The sequence below is a fragment of the Sphingomonas sp. 10B4 genome (genome assembly GCF_035019905.1).
GTDB lineage: Bacteria > Pseudomonadota > Alphaproteobacteria > Sphingomonadales > Sphingomonadaceae > Sphingomonas > Sphingomonas glacialis.
Genome location: NZ_JASJVC010000425.1, coordinates 1 through 255 on the forward strand (window position 1 = coordinate 1; position 255 = coordinate 255).

General features: G+C 47.1%; 1 protein-coding gene. It reads left to right on the forward strand.

The annotated features are described in order from the left end of the window. Positions 1 to 38: 38 nt before the first annotated feature. On the forward strand, positions 39 to 255 hold a 217-nt coding region (locus tag QN347_RS20370), incomplete at its 3' end, for an AbrB/MazE/SpoVT family DNA-binding domain-containing protein (protein WP_323494485.1).

The following is a 255-nucleotide window of genomic DNA, read 5'->3' on the forward strand; positions in this document are numbered from 1 at the left end:
AAAAAGTATATACTAGTATCTACATAACAGGAGATATGATGAGTAAGACAGCAAATTCAACTGTCCAGCAGTGGGGCAACAGCTTGGCAGTACGCATTCCAGCCGCCCTTGCGCGAAAAGTACATTTTGTCGCCGGACAACCAGTTGACGTATCCTCCGACGATTTCGGTGTGGTAGTTCATCGAAAAGGTAGCCCCAAGCTCTCTTTAGAACAAAAACTGGCAGCGTTTGATCCGGTAAAGCACGGTGGTGAAG